The following is a 22,885-nucleotide window of genomic DNA, read 5'->3' as shown; positions in this document are numbered from 1 at the left end:
GGAAGTCGTAATGACCGACAAAAAGCAGGAAGCACCGTCGACCAAGGTGCTTGTGGTCGATGACGAACCGCAGATCGTGCGCGCCCTGCGCATCAATTTGTCGGTGCGCGGCTATGAGGTGATCACCGCGGGCACCGGTGCGGCGGCATTGCGTGCGGCGGCCGATAAGCATCCCGATGTGGTCATCCTGGATCTGGGTCTGCCCGATATGGACGGCATCGAGGTGCTGGCCGGACTGCGTGGCTGGACCGCCGCACCGGTGATCGTGCTTTCGGCACGGACCGATTCCACCGACAAGGTGGAGGCGCTGGACGCGGGCGCGGACGACTATGTCACCAAGCCGTTCGGCATGGATGAGCTGCTGGCCCGGCTGCGGGCCGCGGTCCGGCGCGGCGCGACCGATACCGATGCCACCGATCCGGTCGTGGTGACCTCATCGTTCACCGTCGACCTCAGTGCGAAGAAGGTCACCAGGAACGGGCAAACGGTCCACCTGACCCCAACTGAGTGGGGCATGCTAGAGATGCTGGTGCGCAACCGCGGCAAACTCGTCGGGCGGCGCGAACTGCTGCGTGAGGTGTGGGGGCCGTCGTACGCCACCGAAACGCATTATCTGCGGGTGTATCTCGCGCAGTTGCGGCGCAAGCTCGAAATCGACCCGTCGAATCCGAAGCATCTGCTGACCGAGGCCGGAATGGGGTACCGCTTCCAGGAGTGATGTCTGGGAGATCACCAGCGATTCGCGGAAGGGCTCGGGCACGTGCCGCGTTGGCGGGGGTGAGAGTTCCGTTTCGAGAATGGCAGGATCGTGACCATGGCTGACCAGACCACCGCATCCGCGACCACCACCGCCGCCGCGACCGAGCCGACCACCCTGTGGGTCGAGCGCACCGGGACCAGGGCGTACACCGGCCGCAGTTCGCGCGGGGCCGAGGTATTGATCGCATCGCAGGGCGTGCCAGGGGCCTTCACCCCGGGTGAGCTGCTGAAGATCGCCCTTGCGGGCTGCTCCGGACTGAGCGCGGACTTCCCGCTCTCGCGCAAGCTCGGCGACGCCTTCGACGCGACCATCCGCGTCTCCGGCGACGCCGACCGCGAGAACGAGGTGTACCCGCAGCTCGACGAGGTATTCGAGCTGGACCTCAGCGAATTGGACGAGGAGGCCCGCGAGCGACTGCTGGTCACCGTGCAGCGCGCCATCGACAAGGTCTGCACCGTGGGCCGGACGCTGAAGGCCGGCACCAAGGTCACGCTGACATTCGATATCGACGCCATCGACGCGTGATGCCGGAATCGGTTCGGCTCAGCGCGTGGGTGCACGGCTTCGTGCAGGGCGTCGGCTTCCGCTGGTGGACGCGCTCGCGGGCGCTGGCGCTCGGATTGGTCGGAAGCGCCACCAATGCCCGCGACGGTCGGGTGCATGTGGTGGCCGAAGGTCCGCGACCCGCGTGCGAAATGTTGCTGGATCTTCTGCGTTCTGGAGATACTCCTGGTCGGGTCGACCTTGTTGTGGAAAGCTGGGAGCCCGCGCGGGGAGATTTGTCCGGATTCGAGGAGCGGTAGTGGTTTCGACGACCGAGCGATGTGATCGTTGAGTACGGGAGGTCCGGGGGCGGGAGACGACGCGGGGCGGGCTGAGCCCGATCCGGAGTCGGGGTCGTCTAGCCCCCCGTCCGCCGGCGACGCAGGCTCTGAAGCCACACCGCCGCAACCGCTTTCGCCTGGCAGTGGGGCTGGTTCGCCGGGTGCAGGGTCTGGTTCCGCGGACGGCCCTGGCATGCCGGGCGGTGGGGCTGGTTCGGCGGGTGCCGGGTCTGGTTCTGCGGGTGCTGGGTCGGGCGCGCCAGGTGGTGGATCTGGTTCGGCGGGTGGTGGATCTGGTTCGTCGGGCGATAGGTTGGGTTCGCCGGGCGAGGGGCATGGCGTGCCAGGCGGGGGATCTGGTCCGTCGGATGCTGGTCATAGTGCGCCGGGCGCCGGGCCGACTCCGCCGGGTACCGGGCCGCGGCGGTTCGGTTCTCCGCCGCAAAGGGGCAGTATCCAGCGCCAAGAGGCCGGTGTCACTCAGCCGCGTCCGCCGACGGTGGCCGAGGCGCGGGCGCGTGACAAGGCACGTAAGCGCGCGGAGGAGGCGCAGCAGGCCGCTACGGCCGCCGCCGAGCAAAAGAAGCGCACTCGCAAGCGCGTACTGATCGGCGGTGTCGCCATCGTCGGCGTCGCGGGTCTGGTCGGCGGTGGTTATCTCGCCTATCGGGCGCTAACCAAACCCGATCAGGTGACTGCGTATTGCACCGTGATCGATCAGAACGGTCAGGAGGTCGTCGCGCCCGACGACGACTGCGAGGTCGCCTCGACCGCCGTCGGATCCGGTACGACCGGCGCGTACACCGGCAGCAACGGGATCTTCATATACAACGGGCACCAGTACCGCTACTACTACGGCGGTAACAACACGGTCGGCAAAACGCCGAGCGGCGGAACCACGGTGCAGCCCAAGGGCGCTCAGATCTCGACCAAGAGCGGCAGCACCGTTAGCCGCGGTGGTCTCGGCACCAGCAGCAAGAGCAGCGGGGGTTCGTAATGCGACGCGTGCGCGCTACGCCGCGGCCCGGCTGGCAGCAGATCATCGAGGGCCAGGGGCTGGTCTACGGCTCGCCCGGCCGGGATGCGAGCGGTCTGCCCAGGCCGTACTGGGATGAATCGGTGCATTACGAGTTCGAGATGTCGGAGATCCTCGCGTTGGAGGCCGATGTCGAACTGCTGCATTCGATGTGCCTGAATGCCGTCGAGCATGTGGTGCTCACTGAACGGTACAAGGATTTCGGTCTGCCCGAATGGAGTTGGGGGCCGATCGCGGAATCCTGGAAGCGCAATGACCCGTACGTCTACGGGCGCTTCGATCTGCGCTACGACGCGCGCCGTCCGGCGAAACTGTTGGAGTACAACGCCGATACGCCGACCTCACTGCTGGAGGCGGCAATTGTGCAGTGGCACTGGCTCACCGCGCTCTATCCCGATGGCGATCAGTGGAATTCCCTGCACGAGAAGCTGGTCGAGCGCTGGACCGAGCTGCGCGACATCCTGCCCTCGGCGCAATTGCATTTCACCTGGTCCGGCGCGGACGCCACCGGCGAGGACAATGTCACCACCGCGTATATGCAGGAGACCGCCGCCGAGGCCGGATTCGACACCATCGCGCTACCGATCGAGGACGTCGGATTCGACAGCGAGCTGGAGCGTTTCGTCGATCTGGCCGAGGGTTCGATCGATGCGATCTTCAAGCTCTATCCGTGGGAGTGGGTGCTCGACGACGATTTCGGAAAGCGTGTGGTCGCGAGCCTGCCCCAGACCATGTGGGTCGAGCCGCTGTGGAAGACCCTGCTGAGCAATAAGGCGATCCTCGCGATCCTGTGGGAGATGTATCCCGGGCACCCGAATCTATTGCCCGCCTACCTCGACCAGCCCAATGAGCTCACCGAATACATTCGCAAGCCGAAGCTCGGGCGCGAGGGCGCGAATATGACCATCGTCGGCGCGGGTCTGGAGACGGCCACCGGCGGGGTCTACGGCGAAGAGGGTTTCGTCTACCAATTGCTCGACCCACTACCGGAATTCGACGATATGCGCCCGGTCCTCGGTGCTTGGATCGTCGGCGACAACGCGGCCGGACTCGGGATTCGCGAAACCGCCGGACTGATCACCGACGACGGCTCGGCGTTTGTCCCGCACCGCATTACGCAGTAACTACGCGACCTCACCTCGGAAGGATCACGATGACCGCAGTTGCCCTCGAATCGGGTTACTGGAACTCGCTCGGCACCGGCGTTGGAGCCATCGTCCTCTACGCCATCGTCGGCTTGGCCCTCATGCTCGTCGGCTTCTACGCCATCGATCTGACCACACCCGGCAAGCTGCGCGCGCTGGTCGCCGCGGGTAAACCCAATGCCATCATCGTCGCGGCCGCGGGCATGGTCAGCATGGCCTTGATCGTGGTGTTGGCGACCTACGCCTCGGCGGGCAAACTCTCCGAGGGCCTCATCGCGGCGAGCGTCTACGGGTTGGTCGGCATCATCGCACAGGTGATTTCGGTACGGGTCATCGAACGGGCACTCGGCATCGATATCGGCGCGGCGCTGGCATCCGATGTCTACACCACCGAGGTTCTCGTGGTTGCCGCGGCGCATTTCGCGCTCGGTCTGGTTGTCGCCTTCGCCATTCTGTAGTTCCTCGGGTGCAATCCCGGTGCGGCGGATCACACTGAAATCCGTTAGCGTTGAACGAGCGCGACACCCGACGCTTTATCGGGGCCATCGTCAGGGAGCTGGAAGGGTGAGCATGGATCTATCCGGTGCCGAGTGGTTCGAGAGCAGTCGTAGTACCAGCGGTGGAGACTGCGTCGAGGTTGCGCATCTCGAGTGCGGCATGGTTGGGGTGCGTGACTCCGACAACCCGACCGGTCCCGCGCTGGTTTTCACTCCGGGCGAGTGGGATGCGTTCACCGCGAGGGCGCGAGGCAGCGCATCCGACAGGCCATAGGCAATCGGACCCAGAGGTCAGTTGTCGTAAGAGGCAACTCCTACGGGCCCAACCCCGAGGCAGACGTCGAGTCCTGGTGTGCGAGGACTGATTCGGAGCATAGACCCACTGCCGACCACGCGAACGTAGACGGTATTCAACCCCTTGCGAACCGGCGCGCCCACGGGCTCGCCGTGTTCGAACGAGACGGTAATTCGTCCGTCTTCGTTGGCCAGGTAGTTGAGCTGCACAGTCCATTCGTGTTCGAGCATCGGCCCGTCGAGCGCAATATCGCTCGGCTGCGGCCCCCGTATCCGATACCCACAGCCATCCTCGGGCCCAGGCAGAATACTGCGATTCCACCAAACCGCCGCCTCGACGATCTCCCCGCTATCAGTAATCATCCGCAGCCGCGGAGTCGAATCAGCAAAGGTAGTCGGCTTCGCGAGCGGCGCAAGCACTCGACTTGTCAGATTCTGCGGATATGCCGTCGGGTTCAACACATTCCACGGCACCTCCTGCTCGAGCAGCGGCAACCCATCACCCTCCGCCAACGCCGCCTTCACATTCGTCACATACGTCTTCGTTGGATTAACCCGCCAAGACTCCACAAAAGCCGCAGTAGACCAAAGACAGCTCACCAGAAACGCCACCCCCAACACCGCCGTGACCCGCGATCCGGGCACGAATATCGGTATGCGACCACCCATTCGGAGAATCCACCTGGCCGCCGGACCACCCAGCACCGGAAGCAACACGGCGACCCGACCCTGTGGCACGCGCGCCGCGTCCCGCGAATCGGAAGGAGTCTCGCGGTACATCAACCGAGCGGTGCGGTCGCGCGTATCCGGAAGCAACTTCGCAGCGTTGTCTCGCGGCTGAGCACGCAGTATCAGCGCACCCGCGGCGGTCAACACCACGGCGATATCGGCGAAATAGCGTAGGGACTGCATCAGTTCGGCGGCGGTGTTCGGTCCGCTGCGGGCCAATGCGACCGGCAGTTGTGCGACGAGCGCGTACGCTGCCGCTGTCACCCACACCGGCCCCACACGAAGCCGGGCACGCAGCGACAGCAGCACCAGCGCGCCCAGTGCGACCCAAGCCGCCACGACCGCCCAACTCGGCGGATCCGCCCACGGCGTCGACGGCAACCAGCGCTCCCAACTCCACGGTCCGCCGAACAGCGTCGGCACAATCCCCAATGACGTTGCGCCGGGCAATAAGTCGCGCAGTTCCGCCGGACTGGTGTGTACTGCCGAAACATCCACCACCGTCAGATATCCGGCCAGCCAACAGGCGATCACCACACCGGATCCGCCCCAAAGCGCCGCTCCACGCCGCGCCACGACCCGCAGCGCGGATCCGAGACCATCGACGTGCCGAACGAGCACCGCTACAGCGAACGCCGCGAACGGCACGATCACCGACTTCTCGAAAAACAGCAGCGCCACCCCTAGCACCACGACTCCCGATACCGCATACCGCCGCCGCCCCGTCTCGACCAGCCGCACCGCATCCCCGATCACCCACGCGAGCGCGAATTGCAGCGGCAGCGCATTGAGCGCAGCAGCCCACCACGCATACGCCGGAAGCGACAGCGGACAAAACAGATAGAACCCCAGCGGCACCAGAATCGCCCACCGCACCCCCATGAGCACGACCAGCATCCGCACCACCGCCCCCGACGCCGCCAATTGCAGCACCACCAGCGACACCACCGGCCCAGCCCACGTCAACGGCGCAACCGCAGTCACCACCCAGGCCGTAGCGAACGCCAACGGCATGAAATGCCCATCATGGTTGTACAACAGCAAATCCGCAGACCACAGCGAATAACTCCCCGCCCGCCCCACCAAAATCAGATCATCCCAATAAAAAAACCCACTCCCCGCCACCCACCCCCGAACCACCAACTGCACCACCACAAGAAACGCCACCGCGCCAAGAACACCCCGCCCTGCCCCACCCACCCGCGCAGGCGCGACGCCAACCCACTTCGGCACGGCAACGGTATCCATGTCACCCCACCGTAGTGTCACGCCCTGGACCCGCGACAACTTCGCGCCGCGCGCCGCATGCCGCCCGCGCACGTTCTGGTGCGCCACGCACCGATTCGCTGTCACGTCCGGTTCAGCCGTGCCCCACCTTGTCGATGTCAGCGCGTTCGCTCGATCCCCGCGAGACACTGTGGGGAGATATCCACCGCCTGTAAACGGCGAATCACGACCGGATCGATGACGATGGGCTCGCCGATCGCGGGACCCACAACAGTGCCGGCACCGTGATCGACAACGTCCACCCGGCGATGAGGGCCAGGTGTGCGCCGGTCTCGGGGAACAACCCCCAGACGACGAAGCCGCCGCCGAACTGGCATCCGAGCAGGGCGGTGATGGCGATGCGGGCCCAATTGCGGCCGCCGCAGTATCGGCAGGATCAGTGCCGCGTGCACCGGGCGCTGATCAGGTGATATACGGTTCCGACGGTCCAGTTCGCCGGCGGAATCAGCGGCACGATCAGGTGGTTGATCGCGTGGATACCGACGCCGGCGGCGGCGATACGCACGGCTGCTGGTGTCGTAGGCACGGTAGAAGGCTATGGGCGCGCACTCGGTGTTGTCTTGGCCGAATGGGACATGTCCCGGCGGAGCAGGCGTCCCGGTGACGTTCCGGCAATTCCAGCGTGCTGTTGGGGACTCCGACAACGGAACACCGAGCAACCGGCGGGCGGCCAGCGGCCCCAATTGCAGTTGTGCACTGCACATTCGACCCGAATGCGACGCGATCGTGCTGCGATCGTGTATGCCGATCACCAGCACTGTCGGGGCACCGTCCAGGCCGTCGACAGTGCCGCAGAATCGCATCCTTGCCCGAGGTGCCGACTTGGTGATCGCCCATGCGCGGCTCGAAATTGGTGTGTCCTCTTCTCAATTGCGGGCAGTGCGGTCCAGGTATTCCGCGGCGTCATCGCGGCTATACGGGCGTGGCACGGTCGTGTAACGCAACATCTCGACGTCGCGGCATTGCTCGACCATTGCGTCGAGATCCTCCTGTTGATGCGCGCGGAGGGTGACCATGCCGTCGGTGAGGAGGGGAACCTCGTCTGGGTATCGGAAGGCCATGGCGACAGGACAACAGGAACAACCGTGCAAAGCAATCGAATTCGGCGGGCGACTGGGTCGCAGGCAGAACCAGATCCGTCACATACGTTGAGCTATTCGCCGCGTAGACGCGCGATTCGCCAACTTCACTGAGTAAGGACAGCGCCGCGCACGAATTCGCGCGGCAGAAAACATGCGCGGCGCGAGAAGCGGTGCGCGGGCAGGCTGGAGACTATCGGCGCGATGGGCCAGGCTCGGTTATGCGCCGAGGGCTCGGGCCAGGTGGGGCCAGGAATCGTGGAGGTCGGTTTCGAACTGGCCCCAGGTGTGGGAGCCTTCGGGGCGGTTGACGTGGATGGCGGGGAGGCCGAGCTCGCTGAGCCGGTCCGCGAATGCATCGGTGCACGAGCTGGCGATTGCTTCGAGCGGCGGGAAGCCGAGTCCGCCTTCATCGATCGCGCCGGGGGTGCCGGTGGCGGCGGAGAGGTAGATCGTCTTACCCGCCAAGGCACCCGCATTGGCGAACGCGTCGTGCATTCGCCAGATCCCTTGGCCCAGCTCGCCCCACATATTCACCGGATTGGCCCCGCCGCGGATCACCTGCGCGCTGGCCATCGCGACTCCGAGCGCATCCGAAGTCCACGGACATCCGCTGTAGGCCGCGACCGCGCTGTACACATCGCGCGCCTGGATCGCCAGATCCACCGCCGACCCCGCGCTCATCGACACACCCGCGATCGCATTGCGTCCGGTGCTGCCGAGCCGGGTATCGAGGACGGCCGGCAGTTCCCGGGAGAGATACGTCTGCCATCGGTTCCGGCCGACCGCCGGATCGTCGTTGAGCCAGTCGGTGTACAAGCTGTACGCGCCACCGATCGGCATCACCACGTTGACGTGTTTATCGGCGAAGAACTGCCGGACATCGGTATCGTCCCACCACGAGATGCCATCGGTGCCGCCACCGATTCCAGTGAGCAGATACAGCGTCGGCGCAGGACCCCCCGCGGCTCGAATCACCCTGTTGCTCACCACCCGATCCATTGCGGGGGAGTAAACGTCCACTTGCGAAACCGCAGCGTCCAGCGGCGTCTCACCAACCACTTGCGGCGCCGCAACAGCAGGACGCACAGATAGAACAGAAACCGCGAAACTGGCCACCAGCACACCCACGAGCGAGGCCAAAACCCTTGAAGCCCTCACCCTTCCGCAATACCACCAAAGTTCAAACCGCAAACCCAATGCCTACCAACATCTTCGGAATACACCCGTCGGCTCCATGCCACCGTAATACGCGGCCACAGCCTAGGACTCATCGTCGCCGCATCCCCGGTAATCGTCCAAGGCCCGCTCCGTCCCACACCGCCCCGCCTGCTCGACGCCCCTTCCCGCGCCGCCACACCCGCGCCCGCTGGCGTCGAGAATGTACTGGTGGAGCGTCCCTCTCGACGTTTCCCGCCACCAGCACATGGTGAACATCTGAATCCCCCGGGATGTCCGGAGACTCCTCCATCACCCACCTTTCAAACCCGCGCACCCCCAAGCCCGTCTGCATGCCATGGCGGGACCGCGTGCCCCCGCCGCTGAATCCGGCGCTTGGAGTGGGGATGACCCAGGTGGGGCGGTGCAGGGGCGCAATGCAGGGACCCACGCTGCCCACTACTCGCTTGCCATGTCGCCTTCACCCGCATTCGCCGAGGCCGAGAATGTATTGGTGGAGGGGCATTCTCGATGTTTGCCGCCATCAGGACATGGTGATCAAGGGTCCAGTTCCGCGACCGCGCCGAGTGCCCACAGCTAGCACTGGATATGTCGCCTAACCTGCATTCGCTGGCGTCGAGAATGTGCTGAGGGAGTGGGTATCTCGATGTTTGCCGCCATCAGCGCATGATGGTCAAGGGTGTAGATGTGCGCCTTGGGTGCGGAGGGCGGTTCGGACTCGGTCGAGGATGATGTGGGGGCGGGTGCGGAGTTGATCGGCGCTGACTCGGATTACCAGCCAGCCGAGGGCGGTCAGTTCGGCGTGGCGGTCGATGTCTTTGGATCGCTGTGCTGGATCTGTCCAGTGTTGGGCGCCGTCGTACTCGACGGCGACTTTCCATTGCTCCCAACCGATATCCACGCGGGCGACGAAAGATCCGTAGTGATCTCGGACGACGATCTGGGTCTCCGGACGGGGGAGACCGTTGTCGATCAGCAGCAGTCTCGTGCGGCTTTCCTGCGGGGATTCGGCGCCACCGTCGACCAGCGGCAGCACCTCGCGCAATCTCGCGATGCCTCGTGCTCCCGGATGCAAAACGCTCAGCTCGATAACTTCTTCTGTGTGCAATCCGGTTGCGGCGCAGAGGGCATCGAGGACGACCACCGCATTCTCCCGTGACACTCGCCGCCCCAGATCGAAGGCCGTTCGAGCGGGCGTAGTCACTCGAAAGCCCGCTCTCTCACAGCATTCCGACGCCGGAATAACGTCCTGCCGCAGCGCAATTCCACGCGGCCCCCTGGTGCAACCGGCGCGCGCGATCTCCGCAGGCCGTTCCCCATCCAACCACCGCGTCCCATGCAGCGCCGCCGCCGACCGCCCAACCAGAACACCTTCACCCTTCCCCCAATGCCCGGCTGCCACGGCCCGCTCGACAGCCCCCACTCCACACCCTCGCCGCACATAAACATCCGGAAGCAACCGAGCAAACCCGCGCCGCAACTCCCACCGCGAAACCACCCCAGCCGCAACCGCCCAAGACCCCCGAAACGGCCCATCCAAAACATCCCCCATACCCCACATCCTCCCCCACCCCACCGACACATCAGCCGAGAATGCACTGGTGGCGGCCACTCTCGACATTTGCCTCCACCAGCGCATGGTGATCAAGTGCCCAACTCCGCAGCCCCTGCGCCTCGGCGTCGAGACTGCTTTGGCGGAGAGGGGCTCTCGGTGTTTGTTTGCGTCAGCGCATGGTGATCGGGGGTCCAGGTGCGGAGTGAAGGTGCGGAGGTTCGAGGAGGGGGTAGCGCCAGGGGGCAATCGCTGACCATGTCGGGTGTCAGTTGGTGTGGCGTCCGAATCGGCCCGATTCGAAACCGGCCAACATGCGGAAGGCGAGTACGGCGCCCCATGGGCCGATCACCCAGATCGGCCACGGATAGGTGAATTCTCCGACGCTGATCGAGATCGCGGCCCAGATGGTGAGCACCAGCACGCTCACTCCGAGCCATGAGGTGCCTTCGATCTGCTGCCAGATCGGGAAGCGGCTTATCGAATTCTTCTGTACGGCAGACTCTTTCGGCAACTTCGGCAGATCCGACAGGACCAGCTGCAGATCGTCGCGAACGCCGGTCTCATAGACGCGGGCGACGCGCTGATCGTATTCGGCAAGGTCGATCCGACCGTCCGCCATGTGCCGTCCGAGCAGCCGCACAACCTTCTCGCGCTCCGCATCGGAGGCCCGAGTACCAGGCGAGATTTCCATGTCCAGTTCCTAACCATTAGTTCCATATTCCACATTGGAAGGTGCAACAAGCATGCACCCTCCAATGTGGAATGTCAAGCCTCCGAGTGGGGAAGCGATTGTGCCGCGCCCATCATCGACGAGTACAAGATTCCGTCCGCCGCCATGGCCTGGACGCACTCTGCAATGCGTTCGGCCGATGACCTGCAGACACGCATGGCTCTGCACGATCGGTTGCCTGAGCACCGATGAGTCCTGAGGTGGGGCTGTCGCCGCGCGATGAGATGGGCAACGCCGCGATGAGATGCGCTATACAGTGCGTCAACTGCCGCACGGCCGATGACCTGGGTGATGTCGGACCGGTGCCGGGTTCACCACTGCGCCAGTTGTTTTCGCGCCGCTCGGCCAATGCGGTTCGCCGGGGTGTGCACGGGATTGCCGTGCTGGCGGGTGTGTGTTGGTTCCGGTGACGGCTCGGACTGCCGTAGATCCGCGGGGTTCCCGGCGCAGTATGGATACGTCTAGCTCGTCCCGGTGTTCGAGCCGTGGGTGTCGGCTATGCGCCTATGACCTGCGGTGACGTCGGTCAGGCGACTCGTCCTGCCGCCCCCGCGGTTCGCGCCGCCTGCGAGGCGACTCGTTGGGGTGCACGCCGGAATGCACGTGCCGGTGTGCGCCGGAACTTTCATCCCCGGGCCGACCGGTGGGCTGGCGATAGTCCACTTGCTCCCTATGGCGAGTGGCCGGTGGTTCGTTCCAGCGATCACTTGACGGCTCCGAACGCCGTGGGTCTGCAGGGGTTCCGCGGCGGCCGTGCGTCGGTGCGCCCAGTTCGTCGCGGGGCGACTCGGCGCGACGTCGGTTGGGCAGTGTGCCTCCGCTTGCGGCCGGTTCGTCCGAGCCCTCACCTGAAGGCTCGGATCGAGGGGAATCCACGCGGGCTGCGCGGCGGACGTGTGTGGGTGCGCCTGGTTCGAACGGTGGTTGATCGCGGTGTCGGGTCGGTGATGCGCCACGGCTGGCGGCAGACGGATCGATTCGGTCATCGGGCGACGGCTCGTAGCGGGGTGCTTCCGATGGTCGGGTGGAGCGTGCTGGTGGACCGTTCCACTGATTGCTTGGTAGTGCAGTCCAACTGTTGCTCGGGGCGTCGTTCCGATGGTCGCTCGGTGGTGCGTCCCAGCGGTCACTGGGTGGTGCGTCCCAGCGATCACCCGGTGTTCTATCCGCATAGGGGTCCGACTCCGCATCCCACCGATCGCCGGCTCTTCGGCGCGTGTTCGACGGCTGGTCGCGACGTCGGGTTGGTGGTTCGTCGTAGCGGTTCGCTGAGTTCCGAGGATCTTGGGAGTCCGAGGCCCGGCGGCGAGTGGGGGCTGAAGTGTCTCGGCCGGGTGGTTCGCGGCGGCTCGAGCGGCTGGGGCGGGGCGCGTCTGCCGGATTGTGGCGCTTGGTCGATAGCTGTTGTGCCCCAGTGGATTCACGGGACGATTGGCGTTGGGGAGCTTCGGGCTTGACCACCGGTAGCTCGCGAGTGATGCGGTGGGAGGTGTCGCCACGTTCGCGGAAGGCGGCGGGGATGCCCTGGTTGTGTAGCCAGGCGCCGGGGTCGTAGCGCTCTTGGCGGTCCAGGTCGGGGACCGTGCGTTCGAGGAGGTCGAGCAGGTCGCCCTTGCCGCCGCCGAGGGCGGAGCGGATGGCGGGGAAGGTGGTGGCGCGGAAGGCCCAGTCCCATTCGTAGGCCGGATAGGCGCCGCCGGTGTCGTGGCCGTGGAAGACGAGGTCGCCGGAGCGGGTGATGCGGGCCCGCACCGAGATGCCGTCGGATTCGATGAGGAAACCGCGGATGTCGGTGCGGGCGCGGGTCGCGGCGTGGTCAGCGGCCTTTATCTCGAACCAGGCGGTCGTGAGCCCGGTGAGCGCGAGTCCAGCGGCGAAGGCGACCTGCACCCAGACATCGGATAGATCGCTCTTCCGGCTGACCTCGCAGGCGTACAGAAAAACCAGGCTCCCTACGACCAGCGTCCCGATGCGCGTCAGCCGCAGCGTCGTCGCATGACGGACTAGACCGAGCACGCTGCTGGTCTTGTCCGACATGCTCTGTACTCCCGAACTAACGGTCCGCCGGCGAATCAGACTGGATCGTATGCGCCCCGGCAGCCCGGCGATACCGCAAGCACAAACCGGTCAGTTCGGTGGAGTCGGAATGCCCGCCGAGTAGTGGAAGACGCCGCCCGGCGTGGTGATATCGCAGCCGAAGATCCCGTCGATCCGCCGACCCACGAGGCCTATCCTCCAGCTTCGCGACAAACTCGACGCGCAGTTCCCGATCATGCACAAGGGGTCACCGACTACGCGGCTCGCCTTGGCTCCACCAGCGCCCTGAACCGCCTGGCCTGGCGGAACACCGGCCTCAGCGCCAAAGAACTCAGCGACGAGCGAATCATCTTGGAAGCCAAGCGGTTGCTGACCCACGCACCGGACTCGGTCGCCGAGATCGCCGAATGTCTCGGCTTCGACGATCCCTCCAACGCCGACTTCCGCGCCACCGCCACCACACCCTGAACGCCCGAGGTGCGAACACCGACAAGGGGTGCGAAACTGACGCGCGGCCAGCAAATGTGGAGCACACGGAAATGTGGGACATCGGGCGCCGAGTCGATAACCTACGGAGGTATCCGCCCGCTTACGGGGTAACCGTTGCCAGACGGATACCATGGCTGGTCGCCTTGAGTGGACGACGAATTGTCCGACCACCGCGCAGGGAAGGGTCGTCGAATTTGCACCTGAAGAGTCTGACGTTGAAGGGTTTCAAGTCCTTCGCGTCCGCGACGACCTTGCGTTTCGAGCCGGGCATCACCTGTGTGGTCGGCCCGAACGGCTCGGGCAAATCCAATGTCGTCGATGCGCTCACCTGGGTGATGGGCGAACAGGGTGCGAAGGCGCTGCGCGGCGGCAAGATGCAGGACGTCATCTTCGCCGGTACCTCCGGACGCGCGCCGCTGGGGCGCGCCGAGGTCACGCTGACCATCGACAACTCCGACGGTGCGCTGCCGATCGACTACGCCGAGGTCTCCATCACCCGGCGCATGTTCCGCGACGGCGCGGGTGAATACGAGATCAACGGCAGCTCATGCCGCCTGATGGATGTGCAGGAACTGCTCAGCGACTCCGGTATCGGCCGGGAAATGCACGTCATCGTCGGACAGGGGCAACTCTCGGCCATCCTGGAATCGCGTCCCGAGGACCGCCGCGCCTTCGTCGAGGAGGCCGCCGGTGTGCTCAAGCACCGCAAGCGTAAGGAAAAGGCGGTCCGCAAACTGGAGGCGATGCAGGCCAACCTCGCCCGCCTCACCGACCTCACCACCGAACTGCGCCGCCAGCTCAAACCGCTCGGCAGACAGGCCGAGGTGGCCCGCCGGGCCCAGACCGTCCAGGCCGATCTGCGTGACGCGCGCCTGCGCCTGGCCGCCGACGACCTGGTCACCCGGCGCGACGAGCTGGAGAGTCAGCAGAGCAAAGAGGCGTACGCGCGCGAACAGCAGATCACGGTGCAGACCGAACTCGATGCCGCGAATGCCGCACTGGCACAGCAGGAGTTCCAGCTGTCCCGGCTGACACCGAGCGCCGAGGCCGCCGCGCAGATCTGGTTCCAGCTGTCCGCGCTGGCCGAGCGCGTCAATGCCACCATCCGAATCGCCGGCGACCGAGCCCGCAATCTGCATACCGAAATGCCCGTCGGCAGCGGCCGCGATCCGGAGCAGCTCGAGGCCGAGGCCGAACGCGTGGAGGCCGAGGAAGCCGAACTGCGCGAGGCAGTCGAGATCGCGGCCGAAACCCTGGAGGCCGCGCGCGAGGCGCTCGCCGAACGCGAGCAGGCCGCGAAGGCCGCCGAGCAGGCGCATTTGGCCGCGGTGCGCGCCATCGCGGACCGTCGTGAGGGGCTGGCCCGGCTGTCCGGTCAGGTCGAAACTTTGCGCACCCGATCGCAGTCGGTGGATGCGGAGATCACCCGGCTCACGGTCGCGATCGGCGAGGCCCGCCTGCGCGGTGAGGCGGCCCAGGCCGAATTCGATACGGTCCAGGGCGAACTCGGTGAACTCGAGGCCGGTGAGACCGGCCTGGACGCCCAGCACGAGCATGCGGTGCAGGCCCTCGCACTGGCCGATCAGCGCGTCACGGAACTGCGCGAACAGGATCGCGACGCCAGTAAGCGGGTGGCCTCGCTGAGCGCCCGCATCGAAGCATTGAGCATGGGTTTGGCGCGCAGGGACGGCGCGGCCTGGCTGGTCGAGAATCGTGCACAGGGCCTGCTCGGTCCGCTCTCCGGGCTGATTCGGGTGCACGGTGGTTTCGAGGCCGCGGTCGCCGCGACCCTCGGACCGCTCGCCGACGCCGTCGCCGCCGATACCGGAGATTCCGCACACGCCGCGGTGCGCGCGTTGAAGGAGGCCGACGGCGGTCGCGCCGCGCTGGTCTTCGATGCCGCGGCTGCGCCGATCACGTCCGACGGCGGGTTGCCCGGCGGGGCGCGCTGGCTGGTCGACGTGGTCGACGGACCGGACAACGTGCGCGGCGCCATTGCCGCCCTGACCGCAGGTGTCGCCGTGGTCGAGGATCTCGCCGCCGCCACCGAACTGGTCCGTGCCCGGCCGGAACTGCGGGTGGTCACCCGCGACGGCGATCTCACCGGAACCGGTTGGGTGCTCGGCGGATCCGATCGTGCACCGAGTCAGCTGGAGATCCAGGCCGATATCGATACCGCCAAGGCCGATCTGGTCGCCGCGCAACGTCGCGCCGAAGAACTGGAGGCGGCCCTGTCCGGTGCACTTGCCGAACAAGCCGACCGCAAGGATGCCGTCGACCAGGCGCTGCTCGCGCTGCACGAATCCGATCAGGCCTTGGTCGTGATCTACGACCGCCTGGGCAGGCTCGGTGAGGTAGCGCGCACCGCCCAATCCGATATCGACCGGCTCACCGGCCAGCGCGCGGAAACCGAGTCGGGCCGGGAAGAGGCGCTGGCGGCGCTGGCCGATCTCGAAGAGCGGCTGCGCCGCACCGAACTCGAATCCGAGGTCGACGACGACGGTATGGGCGCGGCGGGCACCGAATCCGCAGGCCGCGACCGCGAGGAAGCCGCCGCCGCACTGGCTGAGGCGCGCTCCATGGAAGTCGAGGCCCGCCTGGCTGTGCGCACCTCCGAGGAACGCGCGGAATCGGTTCGCGGCAAAGCGGATTCGCTGCGTCGGGCCGCACGCGCCGAACGCGAGACGAGGGCCCGCGCCGAACGCGCACAGGCCGCGCGCAGGCAGGCCGCCGAAGTCGCTGCCGCCGTTGCCGAATCCGGTGCCAAGGTCGCCGCAGAGCTGGAATCCGTTGTGGCGCAAGCGGGTGCGCGCCGTGACGAACTCGTGCGCCGCCGCACCGAATGCGCCACCCAGGTCGAGCAGATAAAGGAGCGGGTCCGCGCGCTGACCACCCAGCTGGCCCAACTCACCGACACCGTGCACCGCGACGAGGTCGCCAAAGCCCAAGCGGCACTGCGCATCGAGCAGATCGAGGCGACCATCGCCGAGCAGTTCGGCATCGCACTGGCCGATCTGATCGCCGAATACGGTCCGGATGTGCCGATGCCGCCATCGGATCTGGAGTGGCAGGAGTACGAACAGGCCAAGGAGCGCGGCGAGCAGGTCACCGCGCCCGCGCCGATGCCGTTCGACCGCAAGTCCCAGGAGCGCCGCGCCAAGCGCGCCGAGAAGGACCTCGCCACCCTCGGCAAGGTGAATCCCCTTGCGCTGGAGGAGTTCGCGGCGCTCGAGGAGCGCTACAACTTCCTCGCCACTCAGCTCGAGGACGTCAAGAGTGCGCGCAAGGATCTGCTGGAAGTGGTCGCCGAGGTGGACGCGCGCATCCTGCAGGTCTTCACCGAGGCATACGAGGACGTCGAGCGCGAATTCGTCGGCGTTTTCGCGAAACTGTTTCCGGGCGGCGAGGGCAGGCTGGTGCTCACCGATCCGTCGGACATGCTGACCACCGGTATCGAGGTGGAGGCCCGCCCGCCCGGCAAGAAGGTCAAGCGACTGTCGCTGCTGTCCGGCGGTGAGAAATCGCTGACCGCGGTTGCCCTGCTGGTGGCCATCTTCCGCGCCCGCCCCTCGCCGTTCTATGTGATGGACGAGGTCGAGGCCGCGCTGGACGACACCAACCTGCGCCGCCTGATCGGCCTGTTCGAGCAGTTGCGCGAGAAGAGCCAGCTGATCGTCATCACCCACCAGAAGCCGACCATGGAGATCGCCGACGCTCTCTACGGCGTAAGCATGCGCGGTGACGGCATCACCCAGGTGATCAGTCAGCGGCTGCGCGGAGAGACCCTGACTCCGGTCGGCGCGGCCAGCTGAACGTAAGGCCCTGCACGATCCCCTTGTGATCGTGGCCTTTTCGATTCCGCGTTGTTGCCCGTCGCCGACGCTCGCCGAGTACGTTGCGAAATATGGGCGGGAGGGTGGCGCTGGTAGTCGGCTCGGAGTGCACAGCGCTGCCCAGATTGGGTTTCACCGATGACCTCGCCACCGGCCTCTACACCGAACTGCGCGAACTCGGTGGCTGGCAACCGGCCACCGGCACCGACGGCCCGCTGCTCGATCCGACGATCGACGAATTGGTCTGCGCGGTAGACGAAGCCTTCGACACCGCGTCGAATCGGCAAGCGACACTGCTGATCAGCTTCGTCGGTCACGGCATGACCACCGCCGCGGAGAACTTCTACCTGCTCGCTCATGACTCACCGCAGCTGCCCAAGCTGCGCAACGCCTTTCACCTGACGCAGGAAATCCAGGAGCGACTGAACAGTGCCGCCACACTGGACGGTTTGATCGTCTTGGTCGACGCCTGCGAGACGGGCGAGGGAGTCCGCGGCGCCGCCCGGCGCTGGCCGGAGGCCTCCGGCCCGAACGGGCGCGTCGAACTGCTGGTCGCCACCGGCAACGGACCCGCCTATTTCGGCTGTTTCACCAGGACGATCATCACCACCTTCGGCAAAGGGGTACCGCACGGCGGCGAAAGTCTGCTGCCCTCGGATCTGGTGCAGCCGCTGCGCCAGTGCCCCGCACTGGAGCCGCAGTCGTTCTCCTTCACCTCCGGAATCCGCACAGCCAGCAGCGATCCCGGGCTCTGGCTAGTGCCCAATGCCGCCCGTCGTGAGGACGCGGTCAGCGGCACCGCCGCAGCCGGTTTCATCGACCAGTTGATCAACGGTCTGGTCATTTCGGAGCCATTGCGGGAGCGGCTGACCCAGGTGGTCGACTCCGGCGAGGAACGACTGCGCGGTGTGCTCGGTCCGGCGGGTTGCGGTAAATCGACCCTGCTCGCCACGCTGATCCGCCCGGGCTGGGTGGATACGCTGCCGATCAAGGCCGAATACGTCACGGCCGCCATATTTCTCGACGTCACCAGCTCCATGGAATCGTTCACCGTCGAGCTGGCCCAGCAGTTGGGCAGCAGGCTCGACGGTTTCAAGGCCGCGACGCGCATGGTCGAATTCGATCTGGCCGAGCAGGACAGTCGTGGGCTCGATCTGTTCGAGATCAGGATTCTGCAGCCGCTGGCCAGGCTGCGCACCTCGAAGCCGGTGCACATTCTGGTCGACGGACTCGATCAGCCCAAGCGCGGCAGCCGTGCGCTGCTGTCGTATGCGGTCGCCGAGCTGACCCGTCGCCCGCAGCTCGCGCACGTCCGTCTGATCGTCGGGATCCGTGAGGGCACCGGCATCGAGAATTCGCCGCGACTCGCCCATATGCGCCGCATCGAACTGCCCGCGCCGACGACTCCGGATATCGCCAATACCGTCGCGGCGGCCCGCGGCCATACCGCGCATACGAATTGGCGCGAATGGATCGACGGTCTGCTGCAGCAGACGCCGACGGGCGGTTGGCTGCTGGCGCGGCTGCTGATGGAAATCCGTTCCGATATAACCTCTTCCGATCTGGAGCGGGGAATCGGCATCGATACGCTGGTGTCGCGACGGGTCCGCGACCTTGTCGACAACGCCGATTCCACCACGGGCGCAGCGGTATACGCATTGCTCGGCATTCTGGTTGCGGCCGGTGCCGGGCCGGTGCTGCCGCTGGAGCTACTGGAGCGCGGTTTGGAATTCCTCGGTATCGAGTTGAGCACCAACCGGATTCGCGATCTGATCGTCCGGTTGGGTGTATTGGTCAGCCGGGGTCGACCTGGCACCGAAGGTGAAACGCTGGGATTGGCGCACAACGCCTTTCGGCGCTCCCTGGTGGTCGCTGGTCAGCCGGAATGGCGGCGCGATGCGCATCGGGCGCTGGCCGAGGCGATCGAGTTGGATGCAGGCTCGTCGACACCTGCACCACAGATCACCGATTACGCGCGGCGATCGGCGGTTCGCCACTATCTCGGCTACGGCGATTCGGCCGCCGCGATGGCATTCCTGGAACGGTTGAACACCCCGAGAGCAGCGGACAATCGTGATCTGTGGGCCGCCTGGATACCGTCGTTCGAATCCGCGGTCGGCCCCGACCACTCCGACACTCTCACCGCGCGCAATAATCTCGCCTTCTGGCGCGGGGAAAGCGGCGATCTGGCCACCGCTATCACCGAACACCAGGAACTACTCGCCGAACGGATACGCGCGCTCGGTGCGGACGATCCGGGCACACTGACCATCCGAACGAACCTCGCCCGCTGGCATGGCGAAAGCGGTGATTTCCGCACCGCCGTAGCCGAATTCGCGCAGTTGGTCGCCGACCGGACCCGTCTGCTGGGGGTCGACGACCCAGCGACGCTGCGCACTCGGGGTGATCTCGCGCATTTTCGTGGCGAACAGGGCGAAACCGCCCAGGCCATCACCGATTTCCAGCAGCTGCTCACCGACCGGCTGCGCGTCCTCGGACCGGATCATCCCGACACGCTCACCGCCCGTTACGAACTCGCGTACTGGCGCGGTGAGAGCGGCGACCTGGATGCCGCCATCATCGAGCTGCACCAACTGCTCGTCGATCAGCAACGCATTTCCGGCACGGCCGATCCGGCCTTCTTCAAGACCCGCCATCACCTGACCGAATTGCATGCCGAGAGTGGCGATCACATGCGCGCCATCGCCGAATTCCAACAGTTGCTCGCCGAGCAGGATCGGGTGCTCGGCCCCGATCATCCGCATACCCTGATCACTCGCAACGATATTGCGCGCTGGCGCGGTGTGAGCGGCGACCACGCCACCGCCATCGCCGAATTCCAGCAGCTGCTGACCGATCGGACCCGCATTCTCGGTCCCGAACATCCGCATACGCTGCGCACTCGCAACAGCATCGCCTACTGGCGCGGCGAAAGCGGCGAACACCATAGGGCCATCGGCGAATTCCGGCAGCTGATCGAGGACGAGCGCCGCATCCTCGGCCTGGATCAGCCGCTCACCCTGAAGTCACGCCACAACCTCGCCCACCTGTACGGCGAAATCGGTCACTACCTCACCGCCGTCGCCGAATTCGAGCAGGTGCTCCCGGCCCGGATCCGGGTCCTCGGGCCCGATAACCCGCATACCCTGCGCACACGTCACGAACTCGCCTTCTGGCGCGGGGAGAGCGGCAATCCGGCCACCGCGGTGCTGGAGTATCAGCAGCTGCTGGCCGACCGGCAGCGGGTTTTGCCGATCGATCATCCCGACACCTTGCGCACCCGCCACGCGGTCGCCTATTGGCGCGGTGAGAGCGGTGACCCAGCAGCGGCGGTCGCCGAGTACCGGCTGCTGCTGCGCGATCAACTGGCCATCCTCGGCCCGGAGCACCCCGAAACCCTCAGTACCCGGCACTGCCTCGCATTCTTCCTCGGCCAGAGCGGCCAGATCGGCGCGGCCGTCGCCGAATACGAACAACTGCTCGACGACGAACGCAGGGTGCTCGGACCCTTGCATCCGGAAACCCTGCACACCTGGCACCGCCTCGCGCTCTGGCGCGGTGAGAGCGGCAATACCGCCGCCGCGCTCGCCGACCTCGAGGAACTGCTACCACTGCGGCTGCGCATCCTCGGTCCCGACCATCCCGATACATTGCGCACCCGGCACAATCTGGCGAAGTGGCGCGGTGAGGCGGGCCAATACGCCACCGCCATAGCCGAATACGAGGAACTGCTGGACGACCGGCGGCGAATTCTCGGCGCCGACCATCACGATACGCTGACGACCCTGCACAACCTCGCCTACTGGCGCGGTGAAAGTGGTGATCCGGCCGCGGCGGTCATCGAATTCGAGCATCTGCTCGTCGACCGGGAGCGGGTACTCGGACCGGATCACCCCGACACCCTGCGCACCCGTGCGAACCTCGCGCACTATCGGGCCGAGAGCGGCGGTATCACTGCGGCCCTGCCCGAATTCGAGTACGTGCTCGTGAATCGCATCCGGGTGCACGGACCGGAACACCCCAACACCTTCCGCACCCGCCACGATTTGGCGTGTTGGCTTGGTGCGCAAGGTGATCCGGCCATCGCGGTCGAGCGTCTCGAGCTGCTGCTCACCGATCGCGTCCGAGTGCTCGGCGACGATCATCCGGATACGCTGCTGAACCGCAACGAATTGGCCCGCTGGCGTTGTGAATCCGGTGATCCGCGATCCGCCGTGCGCGATTTCGAGCAATTGCTCACCGACGAATATCGAATATTCGGCGGGTCCCATCCGCGCACGCTCAGCACCCGCTTCCACTTGGCGCACGCCCGCGACTCCGCGGGCGACACCGTAACCGCCGCGACCGAATACGCAGAACTCCTGGCGGACCAGATCCGTGTTCTGGGTCCCGACCACCCCGACACTCGTCGTACCCGAGCCGCCTGCCTCAACGGAAAGTCTTCACCGTCTCCTCGGGATCCGCACTAGTGCGGATCCCGACGAGTTCGATCAGTGCGAGGCGGCGAGCCGGTCGCGGTCCTGTTGTGCCTTGATCATGGCGGCACCGGTTGTGGTGAGCCAGGATTCGAGGGTGGTGAGGGCTGGGTAGATCTCCCGCAGCGCGGGGATGTCCGCGTGCCAGCCCGCGGACTTGCGCAGCAGCCGCCAGGTATTGCCGATCTGTTCGCCGAGGGCATCCGCTTCGGCCTCGGTGACCTCGTGATAGCGCACCGGATATCCGGTGGCCCGGGTGATCGCCGCCAGGGCCGCGACGGGAGTTATCGCGTCACCGGCCAATTCGAGGGTTCGGCCGTGGAAGCGATCCGGGTCGGCGAAGGCCAGTGCGGCGAAGGCAGCGATATCGTCGATCGCGATCATCTGCAGCGGCTGGTCCGCCGGGAACAGATGCTTGTGCACGCCGTCGATGATGCCGTCCACCGGACTGCCACGCAGGACGTAGTTCTCCATGAAGCGCACCGGACGCAACAGGGTGTAGTGCAGACCGCTGGCCGCGGCAGCCTCCTCGATGCCGCTCTTTCCGGACTGGCCCCAGGCCGCGTCATCGGTCATCGAAGCGACACCGGTGAAGACGATCTGTTCGACCCCCGCACGCTTGGCCGCGTCGATCGCCGCGATGCCGCGGGTGGCCTCCAATTCGGACTGCCAACCGTTCGGTCCGAAAGCGGCTGGGGGCATGAGGAATACGCCGCGCGCTCCGGTGGCGGCGGCGGCCAGCGTTGCGGGAGTGTCGAAGTCGCCGGTCACCAATTCCGCACCGGCGTCGGCCAACGCGCGGGCCGCGGGAGCCTGCGGATCGCGGACCAGCGCACGCACCGCGATACCGTCGGCCAGCAGTCGGCGGGCGGTCGCGCCGCCCTGCTTGCCGGTCGCACCGGTGACCAGGATGGGGTTCTGCTGAAGGGACATGCT

The 22,885-nt window shown here is 66.1% G+C and carries 18 protein-coding genes; 11 read left to right on the top strand and 7 right to left on the bottom strand.

The features are described 5' to 3' along the window. Window positions 1–10: 10 nt before the first annotated feature. The 7 genes from ACFYOW_RS17955 to ACFYOW_RS17925 all read left to right on the top strand — a co-directional run bounded on the left by ACFYOW_RS17955 (window position 11) and on the right by ACFYOW_RS17925 (window position 4,536). Window positions 11–718, top strand: coding sequence for a response regulator (locus tag ACFYOW_RS17955; RefSeq protein WP_387290050.1), 708 nt, complete (start codon window positions 11–13; stop codon window positions 716–718). A 96-nt stretch (window positions 719–814) separates the two neighbouring features. Next, complete coding sequence (locus ACFYOW_RS17950) at window positions 815–1,285, top strand: OsmC family protein (RefSeq protein ID WP_387289172.1); 471 nt, start codon at window positions 815–817, stop codon at window positions 1,283–1,285. Continuing rightward, window positions 1,285–1,563 (top strand): acylphosphatase, encoded by a 279-nt coding sequence (locus ACFYOW_RS17945; RefSeq protein ID WP_387289170.1) that lies wholly within the window; start codon window positions 1,285–1,287, stop codon window positions 1,561–1,563. Before ACFYOW_RS17950 ends, ACFYOW_RS17945 begins: the two co-directional genes overlap by 1 nt. 361 nt (window positions 1,564–1,924) lie before the next feature. Further along, complete coding sequence (locus tag ACFYOW_RS17940) at window positions 1,925–2,581, top strand: hypothetical protein (RefSeq protein ID WP_387289168.1); 657 nt, start codon at window positions 1,925–1,927, stop codon at window positions 2,579–2,581. Further along, on the top strand, window positions 2,581–3,744 hold the full coding sequence (locus tag ACFYOW_RS17935; protein WP_063042864.1) for a glutathionylspermidine synthase family protein: 1,164 nt from the start codon (window positions 2,581–2,583) through the stop codon (window positions 3,742–3,744). The genes ACFYOW_RS17940 and ACFYOW_RS17935 overlap by 1 nt, the downstream gene beginning before the upstream one ends. 29 nt (window positions 3,745–3,773) lie before the next feature. Next, window positions 3,774–4,223 (top strand): DUF350 domain-containing protein, encoded by a 450-nt coding sequence (locus tag ACFYOW_RS17930; RefSeq protein ID WP_387289166.1) that lies wholly within the window; start codon window positions 3,774–3,776, stop codon window positions 4,221–4,223. Continuing rightward, a complete protein-coding gene (locus ACFYOW_RS17925) occupies window positions 4,144–4,536 on the top strand; it encodes a DUF397 domain-containing protein (RefSeq protein ID WP_387289164.1) in 393 nt (130 codons plus the stop codon). Before ACFYOW_RS17930 ends, ACFYOW_RS17925 begins: the two co-directional genes overlap by 80 nt. Before the next feature lie 17 nt (window positions 4,537–4,553). On the opposite strand, the gene ACFYOW_RS17920 is transcribed toward ACFYOW_RS17925, so the two are convergent. From ACFYOW_RS17920 to ACFYOW_RS17895, 6 genes are all read right to left on the bottom strand, one after another. Further along, window positions 4,554–6,533 carry a hypothetical protein gene (locus ACFYOW_RS17920; RefSeq protein WP_387289162.1) on the bottom strand — a complete coding sequence of 660 codons (1,980 nt, stop codon included), beginning with the start codon at window positions 6,531–6,533 and terminating at the stop codon, window positions 4,554–4,556. A 415-nt stretch (window positions 6,534–6,948) separates the two neighbouring features. After that, complete coding sequence (locus ACFYOW_RS17915; protein ID WP_387289161.1) at window positions 6,949–7,098, bottom strand: hypothetical protein; 150 nt, start codon at window positions 7,096–7,098, stop codon at window positions 6,949–6,951. A 340-nt stretch (window positions 7,099–7,438) separates the two neighbouring features. Then, window positions 7,439–7,633 carry a GNAT family N-acetyltransferase gene (locus ACFYOW_RS17910; protein WP_387289158.1) on the bottom strand — a complete coding sequence of 65 codons (195 nt, stop codon included), beginning with the start codon at window positions 7,631–7,633 and terminating at the stop codon, window positions 7,439–7,441. 237 nt (window positions 7,634–7,870) lie between these two features. Further along, window positions 7,871–8,812, bottom strand: coding sequence for an alpha/beta hydrolase (locus tag ACFYOW_RS17905; protein WP_387289156.1), 942 nt, complete (start codon window positions 8,810–8,812; stop codon window positions 7,871–7,873). Window positions 8,813–9,503: 691 nt separating this feature from the next. Further along, complete coding sequence (locus ACFYOW_RS17900) at window positions 9,504–10,034, bottom strand: endonuclease domain-containing protein (protein WP_387289154.1); 531 nt, start codon at window positions 10,032–10,034, stop codon at window positions 9,504–9,506. A 616-nt stretch (window positions 10,035–10,650) separates the two neighbouring features. Further along, window positions 10,651–11,076 carry a DUF1707 domain-containing protein gene (locus tag ACFYOW_RS17895; protein ID WP_387289152.1) on the bottom strand — a complete coding sequence of 142 codons (426 nt, stop codon included), beginning with the start codon at window positions 11,074–11,076 and terminating at the stop codon, window positions 10,651–10,653. 1,599 nt (window positions 11,077–12,675) lie between these two features. On the opposite strand from ACFYOW_RS17895, the gene ACFYOW_RS17890 reads away from it, so the two are divergent. The 4 genes from ACFYOW_RS17890 to ACFYOW_RS17875 all read left to right on the top strand — a co-directional run bounded on the left by ACFYOW_RS17890 (window position 12,676) and on the right by ACFYOW_RS17875 (window position 21,943). Then, on the top strand, window positions 12,676–13,020 hold the full coding sequence (locus tag ACFYOW_RS17890; protein ID WP_387289149.1) for a hypothetical protein: 345 nt from the start codon (window positions 12,676–12,678) through the stop codon (window positions 13,018–13,020). 282 nt (window positions 13,021–13,302) lie between these two features. After that, window positions 13,303–13,620, top strand: a complete 318-nt coding sequence (locus ACFYOW_RS17885) for a helix-turn-helix domain-containing protein (RefSeq protein ID WP_387290049.1) — start codon at window positions 13,303–13,305, stop codon at window positions 13,618–13,620. 215 nt (window positions 13,621–13,835) lie between these two features. Then, window positions 13,836–17,453 carry a chromosome segregation protein SMC gene (gene smc, locus ACFYOW_RS17880; RefSeq protein ID WP_387289147.1) on the top strand — a complete coding sequence of 1,206 codons (3,618 nt, stop codon included), beginning with the start codon at window positions 13,836–13,838 and terminating at the stop codon, window positions 17,451–17,453. 92 nt (window positions 17,454–17,545) lie between these two features. Continuing rightward, the gene (locus tag ACFYOW_RS17875) at window positions 17,546–21,943 is read left to right on the top strand and encodes a tetratricopeptide repeat protein (RefSeq protein WP_387289145.1); all 4,398 of its coding nucleotides are present in this window, start codon (window positions 17,546–17,548) and stop codon (window positions 21,941–21,943) included. Window positions 21,944–21,964: 21 nt separating this feature from the next. Here the strand turns inward: ACFYOW_RS17875 and ACFYOW_RS17870 are convergent, their stop codons facing one another. Further along, window positions 21,965–22,882: an NmrA family NAD(P)-binding protein gene (locus tag ACFYOW_RS17870; RefSeq protein ID WP_387289144.1), complete on the bottom strand. Its 918-nt coding sequence runs from the start codon at window positions 22,880–22,882 to the stop codon at window positions 21,965–21,967. Between the last annotated feature and the right edge of the window lie 3 nt (window positions 22,883–22,885).

The sequence above is a fragment of the Nocardia sp. NPDC006982 genome (assembly GCF_042869435.1).
Lineage (GTDB): Bacteria > Actinomycetota > Actinomycetes > Mycobacteriales > Mycobacteriaceae > Nocardia.
Note: the sequence above shows the minus strand (reverse complement) of the source record. Positions and strands in the feature narration are given on the sequence as shown.